The organism is Sporolactobacillus laevolacticus DSM 442 (assembly GCF_000497245.1).
Classification (GTDB): Bacteria; Bacillota; Bacilli; order Bacillales; family Sporolactobacillaceae; genus Sporolactobacillus; species Sporolactobacillus laevolacticus.
In genome coordinates this window covers 449,451-471,017 of the sequence record NZ_AWTC01000001.1, presented here as the reverse complement: position 1 = coordinate 471,017, position 21,567 = coordinate 449,451, and the positions used below count along the sequence as shown (strand labels likewise).

Below are 21,567 nucleotides of genomic sequence, written 5' to 3'. Positions count from 1 at the left end.
TTTCTTATGCAGAAAATCGTTTGTTTTGGTGACAGCATTACAGCGGGATGGAATGGTGTTCAAGAAACACGAGCACTGACAGATCGTTTGGAAAGAGGGCTCAACTGCCGTGTTGTGAATGCAGGCATTCCTGGTGAAACAACTCGGCAAGCACGATCACGAATTGAAGAATTGATTGATGATCGTGCCAACTGGATCATCATCTTGTTTGGATCCAATGATGCTTCCTATCATAAAGGCATTCCAGCTGACGAATTTAGAGGAAATCTCATCGCTTTCATACAATCTTTTCATCCATACAGAGTCATATTAGTCACACCGCCTCCTGTGATTGATGAGAAGCAAATTGGAAAAAGAGAAAATAAGCATATCGTTCAATATGCTGCAATTGTGCGCGATCTAGCGAATGCGATGAGTTTACCACTCATTGATCTATACAAGATTATGAACGGACGGAAGGATCTCATTAACTTGTTGCTTGATGATGGGCTTCATTTTTCACATGACGGCTATGATTTGTTTGCTCAACACATCATTGAACGAATCAATTGTCTCGAAGAGAATAAAAAAAAGGCATAAAATGATAAAAATAGCTTTGAAGTCGATCTTATATGTCTGTTTTTCAGCTAAACGATAAGATGTAAACGCTATATTGTGTGAAAAGGCTTTTTGCATATAGATGAGGATCAAGTTATGATTATTTTGCAGGGAGCGATGAGGTTTGTCAGGTTGTTAGGATCAGAATGACGGAAATCGCACCACTCATAAGGGTTGTTCATCATAGATGCACTTACCAATATAATTAACGCTGTCCCTGTTTCTAAAACAGATGACCCGTTAAAGATCTTTTTCACAAGAGATCTGTGATGACAATCCTTTATTGAATTAGCTGTTTTCCGGGAAAAGGGTTTGAGCCTAGATCTGAACTCGGATGCTCTCTGCTTGGAATGGATAATGAGCCAATTCGGTTATTGGCCCCCCTCCCCCTTACTCCTCCTCAATCCGGCAAAAAGCAGCGCTTGATGCTGCTTTTTTGCGTGCGTGACCAAAGCTACCATTGTTGGTGAGGTAACACAGTCGTGCTTCATGATCATGAATGACAAAAAAGTTCATATGGAGGGGATTGTATGTTAATGGATGGGCAGAAAATAATACCTGCCGTAAATAATATGAAAAGCTATGAAAAATTATTGGAACAGCCTTTTCAGAATTTGATTATATTAGATAGTCATATTTCTTTGATCGCAACCATGGTACAGATGGGGAAGCAGCGTCATAAACATGTTTTTGTCCACACCGATTTGATCCAAGGCTTGAAAAATGATTTGCCAGCCGCAGATTTTATTTGCCAAAATATTCGCCCGTACGGCATCATATCAACGCGTGGCAATATGCTTGAAGTTGGAAAGAAAAGAGGACTAGTTACTGTTCAGCGGATGTTCCTGCTTGATTCCCGTTCAATGGAAACGGGCTATCGTCTACTTAACCAGGCGAAGCCGGATATGGTTGAACTTTTACCGGGGCTCATTCCCGCGTTAATTAAAGAAGTGATCAGCCAGGCTCATGTGCCGGTCATTGCGGGCGGCTTGATTCGAACGGAACATGACGCGAGAGCTGCTCTAAATGCCGGAGCGTCCGCTATTTCTTCGTCCAATATGGAGCTTTGGAATCAACCGTGGGCACATTGATTCATTACTTGAACGGCATGCGCCTTCTGCCAATAATTTTCGGGCTTTTCATTTGTGAACAAAATTTATATTTACCGTGACAATTTATTGACAGCGCTTACAAAAATGTTTACGATAAGTCTATCAAGTTAATGAGTGACCACGGATACTGAGACTGGATCATCCACGCAAGATAACGGGCACATCGGCCTTCCCGTTATCGCTTGTTGTGGATTTTTTTAGTTCGTTCGTGGATGCCCTCGCTTAAGGTATTGACTTGAATTCCAGGTAGGGGTTGGTGTTTTCATGTCCGGTTTTCTTGGTGAATTGATTGGCACAATGATTTTAATCATACTGGGTGATGGTGTTTGTGCAGGTGTCAGTCTGACAAAATCCTATGCAAAAAATTCCGGGTGGATCGTGATCACCTTTGGCTGGGGATTGGCGGTTGCCATAGGCGCTTATGCGGTCGGTCAATTCAGTGGCGCACATTTAAATCCGGCACTCACTTTGGGACTCGCAGCGATTGGCGAGTTCCCATGGAAAGAAGTGCCCCTTTATGTCCTCGCTCAATTAATCGGAGGTTTCCTTGGGGCGTGTATCGTTTATCTTCACTATCTTCCGCATTGGCGTGAGACCCAAGATCCGGCGGTCAAACTCGGCATTTTTTGCACGGGTCCGGCGATCAAGCAAACTTGGGCAAATCTGCTCAGTGAAATCATCGGTACGTTTATTCTTGTCATCGCTATTCTGGCAATTGGCGCAAATCAATTTGCACATGGCTTGAATCCCCTAATTGTCGGGTTTTTGATTGTGGTCATTGGCATGTCTCTTGGAGGAACGACCGGTTATGCAATTAACCCAGCAAGAGATTTTGCACCACGGCTAGCTCACGCACTCTTACCGATCGCCGGGAAAGGCGGATCTAACTGGGGGTATGCCTGGATTCCTATTGCCGGACCTATTCTTGGCGGCGTCTTTGGTGCCCTAAGTTATCAAACCTTTTTTCTTAGACATCCGACTTTAGCATTTTGGATCTGCTCAATTTTACTCATTATCGTGGTTATTGGCGCACTCGTTGGCGAGAAACATCATCAGGGTCTCACATCGCACAAAGCGGTCAATAGACGTTTAGAAAAAAACTATTAAGTTACACAATGTTTCTGAGAGGGGAATTTGACCATGGGAAAATATATTTTGGCACTTGATGAAGGCACAACCAGTGTTCGTTCAATGATATTTGATGAGTATGGAAAAGTCGTACAGATGGCCCAAAAAGAATTTACGCAGTTTTTTCCGCAGCCCGGTTGGGTAGAGCAAGATGCAAATGAAATATGGGGTTCTATCTTATCAGTGATTGCCGATTCATTACTTACCGGAGAAATTGATGCGAAGGACATTGCCGGTATCGGGATCACGAACCAGAGAGAAACAACCGTCATTTGGGACCGTCATACAGGACATCCGATCTATCATGCCATTGTCTGGCAGTCAAGGCAAACCGCCGAAATTTGTAATGAATTAAAAGCATCGGGATATGAAGAAACATTTCGGAATAAAACAGGACTTGTCCTAGATCCTTATTTTTCCGGAACTAAAGTGAAGTGGATTCTGGATCATGTGGAAGGAGCACGTGACAAGGCTAGAAAAGGCGACTTGCTTTTTGGGACGATAGACACATGGTTAGTTTGGAAATTATCCGGGGGTAAGGCACATGTCACGGATTATTCCAATGCATCAAGAACGCTCATGTATAATATCCATGAATTGACATGGGATAAGGAACTGCTAGATATTCTTGATGTACCGGAGGCCATGTTGCCTGAAGTCCGATCATCATCCGAAGTTTATGCGAAAACAATCGACTATCACTTTTTCGGTCAGGAAGTTCCTATATCCGGTATTGCTGGAGACCAGCAGTCCGCGTTATTCGGGCAGGCATGCTATGAACAGGGAATGGTGAAGAACACCTATGGCACCGGATGCTTTATGCTGATGAATACTGGCGAGCAGGCGGTACGATCGAAAACGGGTCTATTGACCACGATTGCTTGGGGACTGGATGGAAAAGTCACCTATGCTCTTGAAGGAAGCATTTTCGTCGCGGGATCGGCAATTCAATGGTTGCGCGATGGCCTGAGGATGTTTCGCTATTCGCAGGAAAGTGAAGAGTACGCGAAACGTGTGGCTTCAACCGAAGGCGTCTATCTTGTTCCCGCCTTTGTTGGTCTCGGTACGCCTTACTGGGACGCCGATGTCCGTGGAGCTGCATTTGGCATCACACGCGGCACTACAAAGGAACATTTTATTCGCGCGACACTTGAATCCCTTGCCTACCAGACAAAAGATGTATTAAATGCGATGGAAGAGGACTCGGAAATCACTTTAAAAAAACTGCGTGTTGATGGTGGTGCTTCAATGAATGATTTTCTAATGCAGTTTCAAAGTGATATCCTTGGTGTCGAGGTTGAGCGTCCAACGAGCAGCGAGACGACTGCGCTTGGGGCTGCCTATCTCGCCGGACTTGCTGTCGGACTCTGGAAGAACCAAAGTGAACTGGCTGAAACCTGGAGCATTGGCAAGAAGTTTGAAGTATCAATGGAAGAAAAAACGCGTTCCGAACTTTATCAAGGATGGAGAAAGGCAGTAAATGCAGCGAGAGCCTTCAAATAATGTATGAATGACCACTCTGGTCCGAATTTGAAACAGTAAAAGTTAATAAACGGTCATGGCAATGGTAGAAGACCACGGTACACAACCGGAGTTCGCTGATATTCAGCCGAGCAGGAGGTGTATTTTGTGGTCTTTTTTGATACGGGAAACGCTAATCCGTTCGCTGCGATCCGAAACGGCGTGAGAAAACGAAAACTGGGGGAATGAACATGTCACTATCAACGTTTGAACGAAATGAAATTTTGGAAAAAATGGCGAGCCGGCCACTTGATCTCTTAGTAATTGGCGGGGGTATAACCGGTGCAGGCATCGCGCTTGATGCAACAGATCGCGGCCTCAAGGTCGGCCTTGTAGATATGCAGGATTTTGCCGGTGGAACATCGAGCAGATCAACAAAGCTTGTCCACGGCGGTCTTCGCTATTTGAAACAATTTGAAATAAAGATTGTCGCTGAAGTAGGGAAAGAACGCGCCATTGTGTATGAGAATGCACCGCATGTGACGACCCCGGAGAAGATGATGCTGCCTATTTATAAAAAAGGCACATTCGGACGTTTTTCCACATCACTCGGCTTAAGAGTCTATGATTTTCTGGCGGGAGTCAGACGTGAAGAACGCCGTGTGATGCTCAGCCGTAAAGCAACCTTGAATAAAGAACCACTCCTCAAAAAAGAAGGATTAAAGGGCAGCGGGTATTATGTTGAGTATCGGACCGATGATGCGCGGCTGACGATTGAAGTGATGAAAGAAGCATGTGACAGAGGAGCGCGCGCCGTCAATTATGCAAAAGTCGATGAGTTGCTCTATGACCATGACAAAAAGTTGAGCGGTGCGCGTGTTATTGATCAGCTGACAAAAAAAGAGTACCGCATCTATGCGAAAAAAATTGTGAATGCAGCTGGGCCTTGGGTAGATACGATTCGTGAAAAGGATCACTCAAAGAAGGGCAAACATCTGCATTTAACAAAGGGTGTTCACATTGTCATTGACGGCAAACGTTTTCCAATGAAACAATCTGTGTACTTTGACACAACCAATGGCGACAAGCGTATGATCTTCGTTATTCCTCGTGATGGCAAAGTATACGCGGGGACGACAGATACAACGTATGCGCGTTGGCCGATTGATCCTAAACCGACGGCAGAAGATCGTGATTATATTTTGGATGCCATCAATGGAGTGTTTCCATCGGCTCGACTGACCGCAGCTGACGTTGAATCCAGCTGGGCAGGTGTGCGGCCATTGATCCAAGAAGAAGGCAAATCGCCTTCTGAGATCTCACGAAAAGATGAAATCTTTATTTCGAAATCAGGGCTCATTTCTATTGCCGGAGGAAAATTAACCGGTTACCGCAAAATGGCACAACGCGTAGTCGATGTAGTTGTATCAGAATTGAAAGCAGAAACTGGAAAGAGCTATCCGGAAAGCAGAACAATCAACATTGAATTATCCGGTGGGCATTTTGGAGGCTCCGCACATTTCGCAAATTTTGTGCACGAACACAGCCAACTAGGTGTAGCGCTCGGTCTATCTGAGAGTGAGGCGGAGAAATTGGTCAAAAAGTACGGGACAAATGTCAGTCAATTATTTGAATTGATCCGCTTTAATCAAGATGAAGCAAAACGTTATCAAATTTCTCCGGTAGTTTTGGCCACCGTTCAATATGCATTGACATATGAGATGATTGTCTCACCTGTGGATTACTTCACGAGACGAACAGGGAAGACGCTCTTTGATATTCGTTCAGCGAAGAAATTGGCGCAGCCGATCATAAGCTATATGGCAGATCGGTTAAATTGGTCGGAGGAACAAAAGAACAAGTACTCTAAAGAATTGAACATAGCTTTTGACGAAGCATCGCTGCTGAGCACACCACAAACAGATGATCATGAAAAAGATGCCGTGTGATCTAAGCGATAAAAAAGGTTTGATCGAGATGATTCCATGGAGTTCTAAGTGAACCATCAAGTTTAGTACTAAGCTGCTGAAAAATAATTTTAAAAGATTATATTACCTATGTCATAAAAGGCGAATCAAAATTAGAAAATGATTTTGATTCGCTTTTTTTTCGACCAATATTTAGCAGGTAAGCTCCGGATTCAACTGGTGGTCGAATTATTTACCGGCTTAGTCCGGCGCAAGATGGGTTTTATCATCAAATTTCTAAAGAACTTTATGAAGGCAAGCATGATTGATTGAATATTATACCCCCATAGGGTATAATAACAGACAAGGAGGCGGTTCTATGGAAGAACATAAGAAGTCATGTACATGTGCGATGGACTCAACTGAGCTAGCGACTGAGTCACAAAATCGATCCCCTGCTGTACCACGAACCTTGGAAGAAAAACGCAAAATCATGAATCGTTTGAAACGCGTTGAAGGACAGGTGCGCGGTATAGAGAAAATGGTGGATGATGATCGTTACTGTGTGGATATTTTAATTCAGCTGTCTGCGGTACACGCAGCACTTGATAAAATAGGCTTCTCAATCCTTGAACGTCATACGAAATCGTGTGTAGCCAAAGCGATTGAGGAAGGCCATGGAGAAGAACAAATCAATGAGCTGCTGAAGGTAGTCAAACAATTGAAGTAGATCATGTAAAGGAAGAAGGTGAAGAAGATGAAAAAAGTGGTGCAAATCGGCATTACAGGTATGACTTGCGCAGCATGTGCCAACCGAATTGAGCGCGGCTTGAACCGTATGGAGGGTGTTTCATCAAATGTCAATTTGGCTTTAGAAAAAGCAAAAGTTGAATACGATGATCATCAAATTCATGCAAATGAGATTACAGGAAAAATTGAAAAACTGGGTTATGGCGTGACGAAGGAGCGGTTGGATCTGGCAATCAGTGGCATGACCTGCGCAGCGTGTGCTACTCGTATTGAAAAAGGATTAAACAAGCTACAAGGCATTTCCTCTGCAAATGTCAATCTTGCTACAGAATCTGCCACTGTCGACTATCAACCGGGATTCGTTGAACCGGATGCGATCATTGAGAAAATACACAAGCTGGGCTATACGGCAACCTTGAAAAATGATGCGCAGGATGAAGCAAAGAACAAAGAATTAAGGGGCAAACGCAATAAGCTAATTTTATCTACTGCGCTTTCTTTACCACTGCTCATTACGATGGTCACCCATCTTCCGTTTTTTCATCTGCCTGTGCCGATGCTGCTCATGAATCCATGGCTCCAATTCACGCTTGCTAGCGTCGTCCAATTTTATATTGGATGGCCATTCTACCGTGGCGGTACACGCGCATTACTGAATAAAAGCGCGAATATGGATGTGCTTGTAGCGCTCGGAACAAGTGCGGCTTATTGTTACAGCGTCGTTGAAACTTTTCGCTATCAATTTGCAGGTGTTAATCATCCAGACCTTTATTTCGAAACAAGTGCTATCCTCATCACACTCGTGTTACTTGGCAAATTTATGGAGGCGCGAGCGAAACGACAGACAACGGCGGCAATTACAGAGCTTATGGACTTGCAGGCAAAAGAAGCAACCCGAATTGTGAACGGTTTAGAAGAGCGTGTCCCGATTGATCAAGTGGTAGTAGGTGATTTTCTCAGGGTCAAGCCAGGTGAGAAAATTCCAGTTGACGGTTTACTTGTTGAAGGAGAGTCAGCTGTTAACGAATCAATGATTACAGGCGAATCGTTACCTGTCGTCAAGCGATCAGGTGAAAAACTGATTGGTGCAACGGTGAATTCAACGGGTTCGTTTATCATGAAAGCAGAGAAAGTGGGCAAAGATACCGCACTCGCAGGTATTGTCCGCATTGTTGAAGAAGCTCAGGGCTCAAAAGCACCAATTCAGCGATTGGCTGATACTATTTCCGGAGTCTTTGTGCCGATAGTGGTTGTGATAGCTATATTTGTCTTCGTCGTCTGGATTTCTGCTATTCATCCTGGAGAATTGGAGCCGGCGCTCGTAGCGGCAATCAGTGTACTGGTTATTGCCTGTCCTTGTGCGTTGGGCCTTGCCACCCCGACGTCGATTATGGTTGGAACGGGAAAAGCGGCTGAAAACGGGATCCTCTTCAAGGGCGGAGAATATTTAGAAACTGCGCAGAATCTTCAATCGATTATGTTCGACAAGACCGGAACGATTACAAAAGGGAAACCTGAAGTGACCGATGTTGTCTTAATTGGTGAATTAGAACGAGATGAAATACTACGGCTTGCAGCGGCTGCAGAACGTGCCAGCGAGCATCCATTGGCACAGGCCATCGTCGCATCACAGGGCAAACAAGATTTGCCTTCACCTGACCATTTTGAGGCACATGCTGGTTCCGGAATCACAGCTTCTGTGGGTGAACGGAAGATTGTAATTGGCACACGCAGGCTGATGAAGCAAGAAGACATTGTATTTCAAGATGCGGTTGATGATGCCGTCCGGCTGGAATCCGAAGGCAAAACGGCTATGTTTGTTGCCATCGATGGACAGCTCCAAGCGTTGATTGCTGTTGCAGATACATTAAAGGATTCATCTGTAGCGGCTATTAAAGCATTGAAAGCGCGTGGAATCAGCGTCTATATGATTACCGGCGACAATAAACGTACTGCTGAAGCAATTGCAAAAAAAGCGGGTATTGATCACGTTTTTGCAGAGGTACTCCCTGAAGAAAAGGCGAAGAAGGTTCGTGAACTGCAAGAGCAAGGATTAAGCGTAGCTATGGTCGGCGACGGTATTAATGATGCTCCGGCTCTCGCAGTTGCGGATATCGGTATGGCAATCGGGACGGGTACTGATGTGGCAATCGAAGCTGCCGACATCACTCTGGTTGGTGGCGAACTCACACATGTCGTCAAGGCACTTGATCTCAGCAAGATAACGATGCGCAATATCAGACAGAATTTATTCTGGGCACTCTTCTACAATACGGTTGGTATTCCGGTGGCAGCTCTCGGCCTGCTCGCACCTTGGGTGGCCGGCGCAGCGATGGCCTTCAGTTCAGTCTCAGTAGTTGCCAACAGCTTGAGATTGAAACGAATGAATGTTTGAACAGATTGATTGCAAGATATGAAAACCATTTTAAGGAGGTGAGAATATGGCTGAACGTACATTAGAAGTAAAAGGCATGAGTTGTGGACATTGCAAAATGGCAGTGTCTGGCGCATTGAACGACCTAGACGGTGTATCTGAAGTCAACGTTGATTTGGCTAGCGGAAAAGTTGATGTTACTTATGATGAAGCTAAGGTTGATTTTGCGCAGATGAAGGATGCAGTTGAAGATCAGGGCTATGATGTTGTGAAATAATATTGATTAATAAATGACAGATATAAAGTGCCGGACGGTTGATACCGTCCGGTTTTTTTTTTTTTTTTTTTTTTGCATAAAATTTTGAATGGGTTCAGGGTTCATAACAGCGATACTCAAGGACCGGGCTTGCCCGGGTTTTTTACTTATCCATTATTTTCTCGTAGTAAAGATGAATTCTTTTAATAGAATTATTGTAAACAATTGATTATAATAGAATGTAAGAAAGCGCTTACCGAAAAGGATCGGGGGAATGAATATGTCATCATCAAAAATGGACAAAAAGCTCGGCAAGATTAAGGAAAGATTAATCGAAATTGTAGGGACTGAAAATGTGGATGATACAACGAGTGGGAGACTTGTGTATTCTTATGACGCAACTCCGAACTTTCAAGCGCTTCCGGATTTTGTTGTTTCCCCGCGAACTGCAGAGGAAGTGGCAGCAATTCTTAAATTATGCACAGAGACTTCAACACCAGTGTATACAAGAGGATCAGGTACGAATCTTTGCGCAGATACCTGTCCTTTAAAAGGTGGGGTTGTCTTGCTGATGAAGCACTTGAACAAAATTCTTGAACTGGATAAGGAAAATCTGACGATTACGGTTCAACCAGGAACGATCACTAAAGAGATTACTGACCGAGTAGAGAAAGAGGATTTATTTTATCCTCCGGATCCAAGTTCGATGAAAATTTCGACGATCGGTGGGAATCTTGCCGAAAACTCAGGTGGGCTTCGCGGGTTGAAATATGGTGTTACCAAGGATTACGCCATGGCGCTGCAGGTCGCCTTGCCTAATGGAGAACTCATCCGTACCGGTGGAAAGCTGACGAAGGATGTCGCCGGATATGATTTGACGCATCTGTTTGTCGGTTCAGAAGGTACACTCGGTGTGATTACTGAAGCAACACTCAAGTTAATACCAAAACCCGAAACGCAAAAGACGATACTCGCGCTTTATCAGGATATAGAGGCTGCAGGCAGATCTGTCTCAGCGATTATTGCCAACAAAATGATTCCGGTTACTCTGGAATTTCTTGATCAAGATACCTTAAAGGCTGTTGAAGATTTCGCACATATTGGGCTGCCAACAGATGCTAAAGCGATCCTGCTCATCGTTCAAGACGGACCACAAGAGATCGTTGATCGTGATATTCATAAGATTGCAGAGATTTGCCGAGCAGAACAGGCTGTGGATGTTCGGCTTGCCTCGTCTGATGAAGAAGCGGAAGAACTGGCAACGGCGCGTCGTTCGGCATTGAGTGCGCTCGCGAGATTGAAGCCCACAACTATTCTGGAAGATGCGACCGTTCCAAGATCAGAAATTGCAACCATGGTTCGGGCGATATCAGATGTTGCTCAAAAGTATAACGTTCGGATTTCCACATTCGGTCATGCCGGGGACGGAAACCTTCATCCGACATGCCTGACGGATGCACGCGATGAAGAAGAAATGACACGGGTGGAGGAAGCATTCGCTGAAATTTTTGAAAAGGCAATCGAACTAGGCGGAACCTTAACCGGAGAGCATGGTGTCGGCGTGACAAAAGCTCCTTATCTCGAATGGAAACTGGGCAAAGCCGGAATTGAGGTCATGCGCGGAATCAAGCAGTCCATTGATCCAAAAGGCATCATGAACCCAGGCAAAGTGTTCGCTGAACATAGTAAGGAAAGGTTGGTGAGTGTGAAATGATGACCTCTTCAGCAAAAGATAAGATCCAGAAGGAATTTAAAGAAGAGATGGACTATGATGAATTACTGAACTGTATGCGCTGCGGATTTTGTTTGCCTTCCTGCCCGACGTATATTGAAACGGGTCATCAGGAGAAGTACTCACCTCGAGGAAGAATTGCCTTAATGAAGGGGATTACTGACGGCGTGATCGAACCTGATGACGATATTGCCCATTCGCTCGATCTGTGTCTGGGGTGCAGAGCATGTGAGCCGGTCTGTCCATCAGGTGTACACTATGGACATCTCTTGGAGAGCGCTCGCACAATTATTCAGCGCAATAAGAAAGAGCCGATTCGAGTAAAAATGCTTCGCAAGGGTATTTTTAATGAGCTGTTCCCGCACCAGGATCGAATGGAAAAAGTGACAAGCTTGATTGGCTTTTATCAGAGAAGCGGTCTTTCGAAAGTCGCACGTAAAGTCGGATTCATGAATTTGTTTCCAGAAAGTATGGCCACTATGGAAAAAGTACTGCCCGAGGTTCCAAAACGCAGTGAGATGAAACAGCGGCCGCGGTTTTTCGAACATGAAGGCGAGAAAAAAGCGACGGTGGCGTTGTTTGCCGGATGTCTGATGGACACGATGTTTTTTGAAACAAATAAAGCGACGATCAAGCTGCTTCAGAAAGCAGGCTGTGATGTAGCGATTCCTGAAAATCAGCTTTGTTGCGGCGCGTTACATGGCCACAATGGAGAATTAGAGAAATCCAAAGAAATGGCAAAGCAGAATATTGAAGCGTTTGAAGCAGTAAAGGCGGATTACATTATCACAAACGCAGGTGGCTGCAGCGCATTTTTGATTGAGTATGACCATCTGCTGAAAGATGATCCGGAATGGGCGGAACGAGCGAAGAATTTCGCTCGAAAGCTGAAAGATATCTCTGCAATTCTTGTCGCACTTGATTTTCAAAAAACGCACCGCCTGTGCCTTCCTGAACAAATCATTACTTATCAGGATTCCTGTCATCTGCGCAATGTGATGAAAACATTCAGCGAGCCGAGAATACTCCTTCAGTCGATTGAAGGTGTACATTTCGTTGAAATGGAAGGCGCCGATACATGCTGCGGTTCGGCAGGAGATTATAATATTGTCCAGCCTGACATGGCCATGCAAATTTTGGATCATAAAATGGATAAGGTTGAAGATACGAATGCCCAAACGATTGTAACGGCTAACCCAGGGTGTCTTCTGGAAATGAAACTTGGGGTTGAACGCGCGAATAAAACAGGCAGTGTCCGCGCGGTGCATATAGCTGATGTGCTGCTGGAGGCATTAGTTGAGTAGTAAGCAATTTTGGGCTGAGGATTCATAAATGAACAGAAAATCCGGAACGAGTACCAGCCGTTCCGGATTTTATTATTATTTGTTTTTACGCGCGCGTTCTTCCAACTGAGAGATAGATGATTGAGGATCATCCTTCGCACGACCTGCAGGCGTGACACTTGAAGTGGCTGCACCTTTATTTGAACGGTATTCTTTTTTTCTCGCCTCTGACATAATGCCCACCTCCATATGGCTAGCATGGGCGTTTGGCGTGAAATTTATGTGCGCTTACAAAAATTTGCTCATATTAATGTCCGTAGCCTGAAAACCAAGTTTTTCATAAACATGATGGGCGCGGGCATTGTGGGCAAATACGTGGAGTCTAATTTTGGCGAGCCCGAGACTGCGGCAATAGGCAAAAAGTGCCTGCATCGCGGTTTGTCCAAAACCTTGATCGCGATAAGGTTCGTAGATTTCAAAATCGTAGATAAATGCTTCTTTTCGTTCGGGCGAGATATGCAACCAGAGTATGCCGACTTTTCTCCCCAATGCATCTACTAGGGATAGAAATTGATGATTGGGCGTGAAATAGCCTTGTGGAAGCAGACGGCTGATTTCAGCGCGTGCATTTTGAAGCGCCCGATCCGCAGGCCAAGCACCGGATGCCTGCTTTTCTTTGGCATACTCCAATGACGAATGTTCCAGATAAGGTGCGAAATCGATTTCCAGCATCTCAGTAATGAGAACGTTCATGATAGGACCTCCAATCATTTAATCAGGAAACGTGTTGCGCAAATCACGGACAAGTCTCAAGAAGTGGTCAGGATGGTTTTTTATGCTGAGCATGAGCTGATGCGCTGTTCTCCATGCTCTTTCATACATCTCAGGTGTAATGATCCCATTCTCAAGTGCTTCATTTAGTTCGTCCTCATCGACGAGATAGAGCCGATGATTGGGAAAGAGAATCAGGTCAAGATAAAGATCATCAAACCAAGGGGTGCCATTCTCATCTTTGCCGACCTGATGAATAACATCAAAATAACATTGGACAAGCCGCCGTTTGGCATTAAACATGGCCGTCAGAACAAATTGAGGTGCGTAAGTCGGAAACAATTGCAGCCAAGAATAGTTTTGATCGACCGTTTTTGTACGAACACCGCCATAGACGACCGACAGCGGCGCTTTGATTTCATTGAATTGAATCAGTACGGCTTCGCCATGAAAAGCTGGCCACATAAATTCTTTTTTACAGGTTTGGCTTGAGATGATGCGTCGCCAACCTCGGCGGTCTGCGTATTTTCTTTTCATTTTCGTCAGCTTCAAGAGATCACCTTCTGTCCTACCTGTCTATTGTAACGTAAAACACCAAAAAATGGAGATTTCAAAGTATAAATGATCTGTAACTCGCCATAATGCCTCATTCATAATTATGTAATGTGCTTGTCTTTGAAAACTCATCCGTTAGCTTTTGTGAATGATATTTGCCTCTGTTTCATTTTTCACTCCTTTTTATCATTGAATGCATGGAAGAGAAAAAGAAATGCAGGACGAATCTCCTAAATATTTCAGAAGAAACGTCCTGCTCTATTCACAGATCAAAGCTTAATCTTTAAATTGAATAAAAAAGTTAAGCGGTCAATCAATGACCGGCAACATCTTTGTTTCTTTTTTCATTTCAGAATGGCAAAGCGGACACGTCGGATGCGAATCAAACGAAAAAGCATCTCTCATCCACCCTGAACATGAATCATTGGTACATCTCCAAATTGCCGTTTCTGCTTCAGGAACCGGTTCTTGCGGGCCTCGATTAAATCCCATTGATCAAAAATCCCCTTTCCTGTTAATCTTTTTATTATACCCTATTTTCGACTGATAATAAATAAAAATGGTTCATGTTTCCAACAGTCTATTGAGAAATCCCAGTCTGAGAAATGTTAACAGTTACTTGACAGTGAAAATGGGCATTTTGGTAGCGTTCAGGCCAGGACTTTCCATCGAAATTATAGGTGAAACTCCGCACAGTATCTCCAAGACGAAGTGGATCAGTTCCTTTTTTTTGGAAAGTGCGTACTAACTTTGATGCTTTTTGCTCCATTTGTTTTTCTAATGGCTTTTCAACACGATAAGCTCGACTCTTACTAATAGAACCGACATAGGCTTGCCTGACTTGTCCGTTGATTTTTACATAGGCATAAATATCAGGAGCCGAACTGTTCCCGTCCTTTACCTTATAATTTATCGTGGTATGCACATTTCGGATTGCAATATGTTTTTTTGGTGCAAATTCGAAATCATAGACACCCTGATTAAATTTTTCAAAGAGCATCTTAAAAATAAATGTATCCTTGTTGGGAACCTTCATGACATATTTATCCTTTTTAAATATGGCGATTCCTGTCATTTCAAGATGGTTCCCGATCTTTTTTATGAGAGGCATAAAAGGATCCATGTAATTGCCGTAATAGCTGTAAATAAATTGTGATAGATTACTTGTCGGATAATTTTGCTCATTGTTTTGCTGAATCATATCCTGGACATAACGTGATATCGGTATCTGTGTCTGATAGTCTTGTGCAGTCAGAAGTTTGTTTGTGCTTCCTTCAACGATCGCAATCGTTAGATCACGAGGCGTGTCAGGATCCCTGTTTCGGAAGTCTATTTGATCTCGCATGCCATGTTTTGCGAGCTTCTTGTCAAAAAGCATCACCCTCACTTTTCCAATTTTTAACGGACGCTGACCCTCGGGTTGGAATTTATCAACCAGTGACTTCCCGTCATAGGTAATTCCCGAGACGTAACGCATCATTGAAGCCGTTGATGGCAGCCCTCCACCTTGACCGCCTGGATTCCCACTCTGCACATAGTTAGGCATCGTTGCTGTTCCCAGAATTTGATTGTGGCCAATGTAATCAAACCCTTCAGCTTCAACCATTAATATATCGTCAATAATATTAGTAGGCATGCAGCTGGACAGAAGTGCAAGCAGCAGCAAAATCACAAGAGTTTTCAATTTCATGCTGCTTTCCCCCTTACCTTTTTCATCAGCCATTGATAAAAAAGAAGAAAAGGAACGTATGCGTACACAATGAAAAAGCCGATATTGCCATAAAGGTCATTCGCAATTTTCACTTGTTCACCATTCTTGATTAGTACACTTATAATAACAAATATAAGCAGTACACCCACAAGCGCGTATTTTTGCTTTATTACTGGGAAGGTGTGCTTCACGAAGCGAGACGCAACCCAAGCGGACATGCTTACACTTGGTAATAAAGCCCACATATAGTAAATAATGATAACCATGTCGACGTGTTCAAGGAGAGGAAAAGAAACGGATTTCCAAAATGTTACTGTTGGCCAGATGGTGAGTCTCATTTCACCCCGACTAAAAAACACTGTCGCCATAAGCATTAGGATGATATAGATATACATTGATGTCAAAATACCGAAATAGCACCACTTTTTTGCAAGCTGCGGCCGCTTAATGAAAGGGTAAAAATAGAGCATCAGCTCAAAGCCGAGGTAAATGTGTGTCGTATGAAACGCAGAGATCAGGATTGAGGCTGGGCTGTGCTCAAACATGGGCAGAAGATTTGAGAAATATGCTTCAGGAACCGCAAAAACAGTGGACATATAAAGCGGAATCATATAGATAAAGCTGAGCATGCAGATGCCGCCGACGATTCGAATACCCCCAAGCACAATATACCAGATGATCAGACAGAACAGGATGGTAAAGGTGAAAACGGATAGCTGGGGAAAGATCCAAACTTGCAATATTTCAATATAGCTGCGAAGAAAGACGACGCCAAAAAGAACGACATGGGCGGTCACGAAGAAATTGAGCAGGCCACCCAACCATTTGCCAAACAACCTCTGGTGGATCGAAAAAAAGTCTGCACGGCCGAATTTCTGCTCGTTTTTAAGCAGGCGTAGAATCATCCACATGATGGCGAGTGAAAACAGTCCGCCGATAAGGCAAGCAAGCCATGCATCCTGCCCACTATCTTTGGATAGGAGCTGTTGGAATGAGAGAATTCCAATGCTAATTTGCATGGTGTGTGGAATAATAAAACCACTCATCGGGCCAAGCTGTTGCGTTTCACTAATCTGACCTGGTTTCACGTCAATCAACCTCCATTATTCGGGACGAAGTGTTTGTTTGTTACTCATCAATATCCGCTTTATGTTTCCCTTTCTTTTTGTGCGTACGCGTAGCGTTCATACGAGAGACATCCCCCGGGCGCAGTACCATTGGCCTCGTGTTCTGAAAATTATAGGGGAGACGGATAAAACTATCCTTAAGATCGTTCACTCGCAAAGGATAGATCGGTTCTATATAAGGACGACCAAGCGAAGTCAGCCTGAGTAAATGACAAACGAAAAAGATAAAGCAAAAGGCGATTCCCAACATTCCTAGCATTTGAGCAGAAATGATAAAAGGAAAACGGATAAAACGAATGGATGTGGCCATCCGGTAATTCGGTGTGATGAAGGCGGCGAGTGCCGACATCGCAACGAGAATGAGCAGAAAATTACTCGTCAGTCCGGCTTGTACGGATGCCGTCCCGATGACAATACCACCAACGATACCAATCGTTTGTCCGACTTTTGTCGGTAACCGTGCGCCTGCTTCACGCAGCAACTCGATCATGATTTCAAGGACGATAACTTCCATAACCGGATCCAATGGCACAGAACTCCGCGAGCTGATCAATGTTCCCAAAAGATCCTTCGGAATCAGCTGGTAATGATAGGTCAGCAGCGCAATATACACAGGCGAGGCAAAGGCTGATAGAGCGACTGCGAATAAGCGCAGCAGTCGGTAGAGTGATGCAATGTGCCAGACCAGAAAGTAATCATCAAATGCCACGAAAAATTCAACGATGGTTGAAGGCATGACCAGTGCATTGGGCGAACCATCTACGAGAACAGCGATCTTGCCCTCATAAACCGCTCCTGAAACCCGGTCAGGCCTTTCTGTATCGATAAATTGCGGGAAAATAGAGTTGTCATTGTCGCTGATATTTAAGGCCAGAACCGTTGCGTCAATCAGGTTTGCCACTTCCAAATCACTGATTCTCTGCTTAACCGTGTTTACATTTTCAACATTAGCGATTCCATCTATATACACAATGGAAACCCGCGTTCTGGAGATTTTTCCAACCCTCAGTTCTTCAACTTTAAGCTGTGGAATTGGAATGCGTTTTCGGACAAGATTGATGTTGGTGTCCAGCGATTCCACAAAAGTTTCCTTTGGACCCAAAATACTCGTTTCAACTTCCGACTTTTCAATTTGACGGCCCTCAATTTTAATTGAAGGAATAATTAAGCAATCAGTATCTGCCTCATTCTTTTGAATAATAATATAGCCTTCCAGCAGTTTGGATTGAATCATGGAAAGATCCTTTGTCCGAATGATTGTCTCAATCGGAAGCTGCTCTTGGATGTCTTTCATACTGTGAATTTTTTCATCGTAAATGCAAGGAAACACGTCGCGATGCACGTAATCCACATCAACCAGTGTCTTAAAAAATGAAATCCAGCAACTGAAATGATCACCTTGATGCTGAAAATGTGCGAAATCAGGATTTTCTTTTAAGTGTTGGAACAAATCCATGATGGTTTGAGGTTTGTTTTTCTTATCCGTTTCCTCAAGCCTCTTTTTTTTCCAAAACATAATGAACCCTCACTCCGGTCATTTTTGGGATTTGGTTTTATCCAACTCATATTTTTTGGACGCAATATAAAAAACAATAAAAGGCATGGTGCATATCCATATGATCAAGGTATACATCATGAGTGCAGCGAAAAAATAAATTCTGAAAAACACAAAGATGAAAAATAGAAAGAGGACGAGAAAATAACTGAGATAAAGGAAAACAGTGAGCATGAATAGTTCCCTTCTACGTGTTCATTTTAATAGGAGTTATGTTCCCCTGCTGGACGTTTAAATATTCATTTCTATTATGCTGAACAGGTATGGAAGTGAAAAAGAAAGATTCTGTGTGGATCATCCTTTTCATTTTTGGGCGAGCTGTGATAAAGTATGTAGAGGAAAATGGACAGGATATTCCCGTTTCCTTAGGCTTGGCAGCGCCAAGTTTTCGAATAAAAGAATTTCAGGCTGGAAGGAAAATGATATGAAATCGGCATGGAAAGTAATAAGGGAACAGTTTAAAAACCTTTACCTGATCAGTCGGCTGTCCCTTTACGAGTTAAAAAGTGAGAATACGAATAATTATCTTGGTACGGCGTGGGTGGTCATTAACCCGTTGATTCAGATCTTTATTTACTGGCTAGTTTTTGGCAAAATATTAGGAAGAAATAAGGACATACCGGTCGACAACGGTCAGTTTGCTCCTTACATAATCTGGCTCATCTCGGGAATTATCGTTTGGTTTTTCATTCAGCCGGCGATTATCCAAGGGTCAAAATCAATTTATTCACGGATTCGTTTTATCGCAAAAATGAACTTTCCGATGAGCGCGATCCCAAGCTACGTCATTCTTGAAAAATTTTATCAGCATCTGATGATCACAGGAATTGTTTTCGTTATTCTGCAATTCACTAAGTATCACGTCAGTGTCTATATCATTCAACTGCCTTATTTTATGTTTGCTGCATTAGCATTCCTATTTTCTGTTTCCTTGATCACGTCGACCCTGTCTACGATTGTTCGTGATGTCCATCAGATCCTGATTTCGATTATGCGAATGTTGTTTTACTTAACTCCGTTTTTATGGGAACCTGCGCGTCTTACGGCTGCCGGTATGCCTGGTTACATTGAGAAAATCTTGTTGCTTAATCCGATGTATTATCTTGTACAAGGCTACCGCTCGACATTGCTCGGCGCATCTTGGTACGGTCTCGATCATATTTGGTATACGGCTTACTTCTGGGGATTTGTACTCGTAGCTCTGCTTTTCGGATCAGCAATCCATTTAAGATTCAGAGATCATTTCGTAGATTATTTGTAAGGAGATCTCCACTCATGGAAAAATCAGTAGTTGTCAATCATGTCTCAAAAAAATATAAAATGTATTCCAGGACATCCGAAAAAATACTGGATTTAATTTCTCCAAAGGGTTACGGAAAAACCTTTTATGCACTGCAGGATATCAGTTTTGAAGCGAACAAAGGCGATGTAATCGGAATTATTGGGGTGAATGGCTCAGGAAAGTCTACCTTGTCAAACATTATCGCTGGAATTATCCCGCCAACGTCGGGGACAGTGGAGGTACATGGCGAAGCGGCTTTAATCGCTATTCAGTCCGGACTGAAACAAGAGCTTACCGGTAGAGAGAACATAGAGTTAAAATGTTTAATGCTTGGTTTTGATAAAAAGCAGATTGTCGAGTTGACCCCTCAGATCATTGAATTTGCCGACATTGGTGATTTTATTGATCAGCCGGTAAAAACCTACTCAAGCGGAATGCGTTCTCGACTTGGTTTCGCGATTTCTATTCATATTGATCCTGATATTCTTGTGATTGACGAAGCACTCTCGGTTGGAGATCAGACATTTGCGGATAAATGCTTAGATAAAATGAACGAGTTCAAAGAAAAAGGAAAGACGATTTTTTTTATCAGCCATTCAATCAGCCAAATGAAGAAGTTTTGTGAGAAAGCGTTGTGGATTCAATATGGCCAGGTTGAGAACTATGGATCGATGAATGAAGTCATGCCGGAATACGAGAAATTTATTAAAGAATACAAGAAAATGACCAAGCAAGAGAAGAAAGCCTTCCAGGATAAAGTGCGGAAGAGCCGCACGATTAAAGCCTGAGCGTACGAGCGCTCAGGCTTTTTTTCAGGATTTGCTAATTCAGTTGTTGTGCCGTTCATGAGAGAGTTGTAAATTAATATAACACAAAATTGTGAATTAAGTTTACTTTTTGGAAAATAGTGCTAATATAGACCACGTGTTAGATAGCATATATCCACAAAATCAGCCGAAAGGGAGAGATCTTGTGATCAAAGATGTCATGAATTTATCCGTTGTTACGTTCAATGCTGTTTGGGGAGATAAAGAGAAGAACTTGAACCGCATTAAGGGGTATATTGAAAGTGCTGCAAAAAGAGGCAGCGATTTTATCGTCTTCCCTGAAATGGCTTTAACCGGCTATGATGATGAGGCAGAAAAGCCACTCGAAGAAAAAATGCAGTTCAAACTTTCAGAAACAATCCCAGGTGAAGCAACTGATGAGATCGAAAAATTAACACAGCAATATGGGGTTTATGCTGTTTTTGGTATGCCTGAAAAGGACGCTTCGGATCCATCAATCCTCTATAATTCATTAGCAATCTTCTCTCCGGAAGGCTTAGTCGGATCGTATCGGAAAATGCATTTGCCCGCTCCAGAACCGAATTGGGCAAAACGCGGAGAAAAACCATTTATTCTTGAGACACCATGGGGACCAATCGGATGTGCGATTTGTTATGACTCGTACTGTTTCCCTGAATTGATGCGCTATTATGCATCGAAAGGCTGTCGGCTTTATATCAATAGTACTGCGCTTGCTAAGTGCCACGGTAAAGGATTGGGCACAACGACACTGGAAGCGGGTGTCATCCGTGAGGGCATTTATATTGCCTCTGCTAACTTGGGCGGTTTAGATCTTTATAATGAATTCTGGGGCGGCAGCAGCATCATCGGTCCAAGCAGAAAGACTTGGGAACCATACTATTTCGCAGGTCATAAATTTACGGATGAAGTCGCTGATGAATCTGAAATGTTTACTGCTACGATTGATTTGTCTTTGGCTACTCGCTTTTTGTTCAAAAACAATCCATCTGTTGAAGGAACGGACTGGAGACCTGATAAATATATCGACATGTTTAAGGATTCAATTAAAGATGTCCAGTACGGAAAATAAACAATTCACGTAATAATAGTCAATTCCAGCTAAAAGAGCACTAGGCTTAAAAATAAGTCAGTGTTCTTTTTGTTTATTAGCGGGTGTT

General features: G+C 43.4%; 20 protein-coding genes. 13 read left to right on the top strand and 7 right to left on the bottom strand.

What is annotated here, in order from left to right:
• Positions 1-6: 6 nt before the first annotated feature.
• The 10 genes from P343_RS21615 (at position 7) to P343_RS21570 (ending at position 12,621) form a co-directional block, all read left to right on the top strand.
• Positions 7-579 (top strand): SGNH/GDSL hydrolase family protein, encoded by a 573-nt coding sequence (locus P343_RS21615; protein ID WP_031263567.1) that lies wholly within the window; start codon positions 7-9, stop codon positions 577-579.
• A 548-nt stretch (positions 580-1,127) separates the two neighbouring features.
• On the top strand, positions 1,128-1,688 hold the full coding sequence (locus tag P343_RS21610; protein ID WP_023508798.1) for a glycerol-3-phosphate responsive antiterminator: 561 nt from the start codon (positions 1,128-1,130) through the stop codon (positions 1,686-1,688).
• A gap of 285 nt (positions 1,689-1,973) precedes the next feature.
• Positions 1,974-2,816: an MIP/aquaporin family protein gene (locus P343_RS21605; protein ID WP_023508797.1), complete on the top strand. Its 843-nt coding sequence runs from the start codon at positions 1,974-1,976 to the stop codon at positions 2,814-2,816.
• Between the two features lie 33 nt (positions 2,817-2,849).
• On the top strand, positions 2,850-4,340 hold the full coding sequence (gene glpK / locus P343_RS21600; protein ID WP_023508796.1) for a glycerol kinase GlpK: 1,491 nt from the start codon (positions 2,850-2,852) through the stop codon (positions 4,338-4,340).
• 209 nt (positions 4,341-4,549) lie between these two features.
• Positions 4,550-6,247, top strand: coding sequence for a glycerol-3-phosphate dehydrogenase/oxidase (locus P343_RS21595; RefSeq protein WP_023508795.1), 1,698 nt, complete (start codon positions 4,550-4,552; stop codon positions 6,245-6,247).
• A 370-nt stretch (positions 6,248-6,617) separates the two neighbouring features.
• Complete coding sequence (locus P343_RS21590; protein WP_031263566.1) at positions 6,618-6,935, top strand: metal-sensitive transcriptional regulator; 318 nt, start codon at positions 6,618-6,620, stop codon at positions 6,933-6,935.
• A 27-nt stretch (positions 6,936-6,962) separates the two neighbouring features.
• The gene (locus P343_RS21585; RefSeq protein ID WP_023508792.1) at positions 6,963-9,350 is read left to right on the top strand and encodes a heavy metal translocating P-type ATPase; all 2,388 of its coding nucleotides are present in this window, start codon (positions 6,963-6,965) and stop codon (positions 9,348-9,350) included.
• 46 nt (positions 9,351-9,396) lie between these two features.
• The gene (copZ, locus tag P343_RS21580) at positions 9,397-9,606 is read left to right on the top strand and encodes a copper chaperone CopZ (protein WP_023508791.1); all 210 of its coding nucleotides are present in this window, start codon (positions 9,397-9,399) and stop codon (positions 9,604-9,606) included.
• 259 nt (positions 9,607-9,865) lie between these two features.
• Positions 9,866-11,299 carry a glycolate oxidase subunit GlcD gene (glcD, locus tag P343_RS21575; protein WP_023508790.1) on the top strand — a complete coding sequence of 478 codons (1,434 nt, stop codon included), beginning with the start codon at positions 9,866-9,868 and terminating at the stop codon, positions 11,297-11,299.
• Positions 11,296-12,621, top strand: coding sequence for a (Fe-S)-binding protein (locus P343_RS21570; protein ID WP_023508789.1), 1,326 nt, complete (start codon positions 11,296-11,298; stop codon positions 12,619-12,621). Before glcD ends, P343_RS21570 begins: the two co-directional genes overlap by 4 nt.
• Positions 12,622-12,696: 75 nt before the next feature.
• Here P343_RS21570 and P343_RS37040 read toward each other — a convergent pair whose 3' ends face one another.
• From P343_RS37040 to P343_RS21540, 7 genes are all read right to left on the bottom strand, one after another.
• The gene (locus P343_RS37040) at positions 12,697-12,834 is read right to left on the bottom strand and encodes a hypothetical protein (protein ID WP_023508788.1); all 138 of its coding nucleotides are present in this window, start codon (positions 12,832-12,834) and stop codon (positions 12,697-12,699) included.
• A 54-nt stretch (positions 12,835-12,888) separates the two neighbouring features.
• Positions 12,889-13,353: a GNAT family N-acetyltransferase gene (locus P343_RS21565; protein ID WP_023508787.1), complete on the bottom strand. Its 465-nt coding sequence runs from the start codon at positions 13,351-13,353 to the stop codon at positions 12,889-12,891.
• Positions 13,354-13,371: 18 nt separating this feature from the next.
• A complete protein-coding gene (locus P343_RS21560; RefSeq protein ID WP_023508786.1) occupies positions 13,372-13,923 on the bottom strand; it encodes a ribonuclease FAU-1 family protein in 552 nt (183 codons plus the stop codon).
• Positions 13,924-14,235: 312 nt separating this feature from the next.
• On the bottom strand, positions 14,236-14,418 hold the full coding sequence (locus P343_RS21555; protein ID WP_023508785.1) for a cold-shock protein: 183 nt from the start codon (positions 14,416-14,418) through the stop codon (positions 14,236-14,238).
• An 88-nt stretch (positions 14,419-14,506) separates the two neighbouring features.
• Positions 14,507-15,616, bottom strand: a complete 1,110-nt coding sequence (locus P343_RS21550) for a Ger(x)C family spore germination protein (protein WP_023508784.1) — start codon at positions 15,614-15,616, stop codon at positions 14,507-14,509.
• Positions 15,613-16,725 (bottom strand): GerAB/ArcD/ProY family transporter, encoded by a 1,113-nt coding sequence (locus P343_RS21545; protein ID WP_023508783.1) that lies wholly within the window; start codon positions 16,723-16,725, stop codon positions 15,613-15,615. Before P343_RS21545 ends, P343_RS21550 begins: the two co-directional genes overlap by 4 nt.
• A 40-nt stretch (positions 16,726-16,765) precedes the next feature.
• The gene (locus P343_RS21540) at positions 16,766-18,280 is read right to left on the bottom strand and encodes a spore germination protein (protein WP_023508782.1); all 1,515 of its coding nucleotides are present in this window, start codon (positions 18,278-18,280) and stop codon (positions 16,766-16,768) included.
• A 463-nt stretch (positions 18,281-18,743) separates the two neighbouring features.
• On the opposite strand from P343_RS21540, the gene P343_RS21530 reads away from it, so the two are divergent.
• The 3 genes from P343_RS21530 (at position 18,744) to P343_RS0118460 (ending at position 21,479) form a co-directional block, all read left to right on the top strand.
• Positions 18,744-19,580 (top strand): ABC transporter permease, encoded by an 837-nt coding sequence (locus tag P343_RS21530; protein WP_023508779.1) that lies wholly within the window; start codon positions 18,744-18,746, stop codon positions 19,578-19,580.
• Between the two features lie 14 nt (positions 19,581-19,594).
• The gene (gene tagH / locus P343_RS21525) at positions 19,595-20,389 is read left to right on the top strand and encodes a teichoic acids export ABC transporter ATP-binding subunit TagH (RefSeq protein WP_023508778.1); all 795 of its coding nucleotides are present in this window, start codon (positions 19,595-19,597) and stop codon (positions 20,387-20,389) included.
• Between the two features lie 184 nt (positions 20,390-20,573).
• Positions 20,574-21,479, top strand: coding sequence for a carbon-nitrogen hydrolase family protein (locus P343_RS0118460; protein ID WP_031263564.1), 906 nt, complete (start codon positions 20,574-20,576; stop codon positions 21,477-21,479).
• The last annotated feature ends 88 nt before the right edge of the window (positions 21,480-21,567 follow it).